General features: G+C 53.0%; 1 protein-coding gene. It reads left to right on the top strand.

The window, feature by feature from the left end; all coding sequences use genetic code 11:
- A partial coding sequence (locus QP415_RS11305; protein ID WP_285100130.1) for an ABC transporter substrate-binding protein occupies nt 1–304 on the top strand: 304 nt, incomplete at both ends.

Below are 304 nucleotides of genomic sequence, written 5' to 3'. Positions count from 1 at the left end.
ACTACCTTTACTGCGGAACTAAATGGGTCGACGCCTGACTTTGCCGACCGACTCGGCTACCAGGCATTTGCCCCGCTTCCTGATGTGGCTTACAAGGACATGAAGGCGTTCGGCCAGAATCCGGTCTGCTCAGGCCCCTATAAGTTGGCCGAAAAAGATGGGTGGGTACACAACGAAAAGATTGATTTGGTACCCAACGAAAACTACGACGGACCGCGCAAGCCTAAGAACAAGGGCATCAGCTTCCAGGTATTCGCTCAGCAGGATGCTGCATACCAGAAGTTGCTGAGCGATGAAATCGACG

It is taken from the genome of Pauljensenia sp. UMB3104 (assembly GCF_030217285.1).
Taxonomy (GTDB): Bacteria; Actinomycetota; Actinomycetes; order Actinomycetales; family Actinomycetaceae; genus Pauljensenia.
The sequence above is the reverse complement of the archived record's forward strand: the minus strand, read 5'-3'. Positions and strand labels throughout refer to the sequence as shown.